Source organism: Agarivorans sp. Toyoura001 (assembly GCF_005405585.1).
Lineage (GTDB): Bacteria > Pseudomonadota > Gammaproteobacteria > Enterobacterales > Celerinatantimonadaceae > Agarivorans.
In genome coordinates this window covers 1-4,029 of the sequence record NZ_BJEQ01000036.1, presented here as the reverse complement: position 1 = coordinate 4,029, position 4,029 = coordinate 1, and the positions used below count along the sequence as shown (strand labels likewise).

The window sequence follows — 4,029 nt, the reverse complement described above, 5'->3', positions numbered from 1 at the left end:
GCATGAGAACCGACGAACTTACTTGCTTCAAGCTCATGCATTAACTCGCCCTTTAGGCAAAGAGCAATGGTTCACACGAGCTAGGGGTTTAGGCGCTCAACTTGACATGGGGAGTCATACCAACGCCCGCATAACGGGCTAATAACGCTTGGCTAAAATTGGTGAGGCACGAACCAAGCCAAGCGTTACTAGTCCAATGCGTTGATGCGTTTGTTATAGCTTCTGCACCTGAAATCCCATATATTTTATGCTTTTATCCACCAAGTTATTAGTTAGTGTAAATACATCACTTTTATAGTTTTCAACTATTTCATTTAGTTGCTCAAGGTTTGATATGTCTTTTGAAATAGTAATATTCTTGTGAGTGATCCAAACAGAGTCACCGCCATTATGACCAGTATCTCCATTAGATGCTAAAAACTTTCCTGTATTTACATCAAATAATGTGAAACTGATTTGTGAATAAACAATTTTATTGTCTGAACCAAAGAAACTACGATTATAAATACCATAGCCTTCTACATACTGGTTTGTTTGATAATATGCATCTTGAAAATCAATAGATGTAATGAATAAAACGTAGTCAAAACCTTGTTTTTTAAGAATATTTAAACCATTTTCACTTGTCATTGCATTGGAGTAACCAGTTAGATAATTGTCCGAAGGGATAGTTAGCTGGTCGTTTATTTGGTTATAAGTTTGAGGACTGTAAACACCTTTTAATTGATTTATAACTCTGTTTTCAACGTGAGAGTTTAATTCCCAGTGCTCAACATTGGCTGCGAACTTTTTATTTTGAAATGCAGTTGTTCCTGTTACTTGGAAATTGAATTCATTATTTAGTTGGCTTGCTATAAATATCTTACTTTTTGCAGCCACTTCTTTTGAAGCAATTCCCTGTGTTGAGGCGCACCCCTGAATTAACATGATAAATGCGCAAAAAACTAAAATTCTCATACGATACTCCCTGAAGTTATAACGCCGCATTAAGCGGACTAAAATTGTTGGTTAAAATGTGTAGCGAAGCGAAACCTAACCAACTGTTTTAGTTGATCTTCCCCCGATAAAGTAGACACGGGTTACGCTTCCTTTGCTCTACCTTCGTATTCTACTGGACTTAAGTATTTTAAACTTGAGTGCAGTCGAAATCGATTATAAAAATGTTGTACATATCCTGCTACTTTATCTCTCAAATCCCATTCACTTGTAAAGTGATTCGATTTAATGAGTTCTCCTTTTAAGGTATGAAAAAACGATTCCATTTCTGCGTTGTCTGTACAATGCCCTGGTCGATTCATACTCGGTGTTACGCCGTACTTACTTAACAGTGATTGAACTTCATGAGCGCGATACTCTGCGCCTCTGTCAGTGTGAAACACCAATCCAGCCTGTGGCTTTCTATTTCTAAAAGCCATGTGCAACGACGCCATCGTTACTGCTGTTGTTTTACGGTGATTCATCGACCAACCAATCACTTTTCGTGAATATAGGTCTATGACTACTGCTAGGTATAACCAACGATTACCTTGACGAATATAGGTTAAGTCTCCTGCCCATTGTTCGTTAACAGCAGTTGGTTTTGGCATATCTTTGCGAATATTTTTTATCGATTGATAGAATCGATGTAGCTTAGCCATTTTAATGTAAACCCTTGAACAACGGGCTTTAAGGCCGCGCTCTCTCATCAACCTCGCCACGCGTTTTTTGCTGGTGTGGATACCTGCTCGCTTTAATTCTGCATGGACGCGAGGACTGCCATAAGTCTCTCTGCTCTTGGTAAATATCTTCTCTATCCGATAGGCGAGTTGCTTATCAACGAGCCAGTGGCGGCTCACTTTTCGCTTACAGAAGGCATAGTAACCAGAGCGAGACACCTTAAGAAATCGGCACATCATGGTGATGGGAAAGCGTTGCTTATAATGGCTTATGAATCGGAATTTCGTCGACTTTCCTCCGCGACGAATCGTTGCCACTTTTTTAGCAAATCATTCTCCAGTTCAAGTTGTTTTACTTTCTTTTGAAGTTCAGCAATTTTTTCATTTTCAGAAAGATTCATGGGTTTGCTTAGTTTTTTCCGTCTTCTATCAGACATGATTTTCCCCTCGCGATAATCCTTTCGCCACCGAGATAACATGAACGGATGAATGTCGAGTGACTCTGCAACTCCTTTAACTGTAGCACCTGCCAAGTGGGTTAATTTAACGGCGGTTGCTTTGAATTCAGTTGTGTATTGCTGAGTTTTTTTACCTGTTTTATAAGCTGGCATAAACACCTCATCTTGTTTGAGTGAAGTGTCTACTGAATCGGATCAACTACAAGTTCCGTTTAAATGCCTTGTTATAACCCGATTTCATCCAGCCTACCGCTTTAGTTTTTAGAGGATTTAAGTTTACACCAACACCAAAAAAGTTCGGGTTTAGATCTATTAACTCAACTGTTTCTGCAACCATTCCACTTCTTGACTCAGTAAATTTATTGATAAAGTCTGTATCACCGTTTTCCACATAAGCACATAGTTCACCAAAAAACTGCTCAAGTGTATTAAAATGCTTGTCTATCATCTCCACTGGAGAATAGAGAATAATGTCTTCTGCTGTTAAATCATTTGGGTGAGCAGAGGTAAACAACAAACCAAGCCCTTTACCAGTAGAAAGCATATCTCTAATGTCATTGTTTTTAAAAGCTAGAGCATTAACACATTCAGAAAGGTCTTCAGTTAAATCCATACCTTCATGTGGTGCAATAACAGCACCTTTCTCGCCTAACTGTTTTGCCAGTGTATCAAAGTTATCCATCAATGCTTTGGTAAACCCTGTTTTCCAACTAATATCACCAACGACATATAAATAGAATTCAATGCCTGGTACTTTTGGTATTTTATTTAAAGATGAAACTCGATATCCCATAATGCCTCGTGATTACCTAGGGTTATAACGCCTTGCTCACCGGAAAATTAGGAGCGAAGCGAGTAATTTGTCCGAGTGCAGCAACTTGTTAGAGTTACCTTTCACCATCACACTCGATCTCGCCCATTGATTTATCATGATTTCGGCCGGATGGAAATGCTGTGAACCCAGGGCGGCGGATATTCTTTCTCGTTTCATCATAAAATACAGAAAGAACTCCGGTTAATATAAATTGGAGACCTAAATGAGATTCTCCTTCCTTGTGTAAGAGATTTACGAATTCGGCCTTAACAACCTTTTTTCCTTTAGGTCTTCTCTTAAATATACTCCACTCACTTAACGAACCAATATATCCAACTAGATCATCAAATTTTGGCGTTTCATCTTTTGAGTAAGCCTCAGTGACCTTTTGAAAAATCCAGTCTAGATTGTCAGTCTTCTTTTTATCGATTTTTGAACTCATACATATTAACGCAAGGTACGGACCACGTACTTTATCATTTGGGTCATTAGAGCTCTGTGTTCTGCAAAGTTTCGATGCGGCCCAAAGTGCTTCACATTCTTTTTTAACATCACCATCATTTAGATGTTTTTTTACTGATAAAATTGCAACAACGCCTTCAGGTGGGACTATTACACTATTACCAAATCTCTGAAATACTGGGTAACACTCTGAGTCATATACGATTATATCTAGTTGAGATGAGTGCTCATCAGAATCATTTCGTCGCTCTCTTCCGCTGACACCAGTTTTAACAGCTGGTCGTAAAATAAAACCAGTTAATACCTCTAATCCCTTAGGTAGGTATTTTGAAAAATACTCCTGAATTAGGTCTTCAACAAAACGTCCATCCTCGCCATGATGAGCGGCCCCTTCATGTTTATCTGATGGGATTAGTGTTTCAAACTGCTTATAGGTAGCGATAAGTGCTTCGACTTCTTGAGACCAATAATTTTGTATTCTTATGCCATCCATACTTAATCCAAATCTGAAGTAACTCTAGACATAATGATCCCCGGTGAAAGTGCCGACCTCCTGCGTTTATCGTGGGTTAGTCAAACTAGAGCCACACTGTTAGATGCAAAGTCTTAACAGAACAGGAGATCGACATGTCTACATCTA

At 38.9% G+C, this 4,029-nt stretch carries 4 protein-coding genes; all 4 read right to left on the bottom strand.

All coding sequences use genetic code 11. From position 1 onward, the window contains the following. Window positions 1-213: 213 nt before the first annotated feature. A complete protein-coding gene (locus tag FFR00_RS21455) occupies window positions 214-957 on the bottom strand; it encodes a hypothetical protein (RefSeq protein ID WP_137675456.1) in 744 nt (247 codons plus the stop codon). 122 nt (window positions 958-1,079) lie between these two features. After that, window positions 1,080-2,266, bottom strand: a protein-coding gene (locus tag FFR00_RS21450; RefSeq protein WP_137675455.1) for an IS3 family transposase whose coding sequence is annotated in 2 segments (ribosomal slippage) — window positions 1,080-1,981 and window positions 1,981-2,266 — 1,188 coding nt in all. Because the reading frame shifts where the segments join, the coding sequence is not laid out codon by codon here. A gap of 46 nt (window positions 2,267-2,312) precedes the next feature. Then, entirely contained in the window at window positions 2,313-2,906 is a 594-nt protein-coding gene (locus FFR00_RS21445) for a hypothetical protein (protein WP_137675454.1), read from the bottom strand. Window positions 2,907-3,000: 94 nt separating this feature from the next. After that, window positions 3,001-3,882 carry a DUF6602 domain-containing protein gene (locus FFR00_RS21440; RefSeq protein WP_137675453.1) on the bottom strand — a complete coding sequence of 294 codons (882 nt, stop codon included), beginning with the start codon at window positions 3,880-3,882 and terminating at the stop codon, window positions 3,001-3,003. Window positions 3,883-4,029 lie beyond the last annotated feature (147 nt).

What these genes read in the sequence shown, in the direction of transcription:
- FFR00_RS21455 (WP_137675456.1), bottom strand. Translation starts at nt 957, where the DNA reads ATGAGAATTTTAGTTTTTTGCGCATTTATCATGTTAATTCAGGGGTGC.
- FFR00_RS21445 (WP_137675454.1), bottom strand. Translation starts at nt 2,906, where the DNA reads ATGGGATATCGAGTTTCATCTTTAAATAAAATACCAAAAGTACCAGGC.
- FFR00_RS21440 (WP_137675453.1), bottom strand. Translation starts at nt 3,882, where the DNA reads ATGGATGGCATAAGAATACAAAATTATTGGTCTCAAGAAGTCGAAGCA.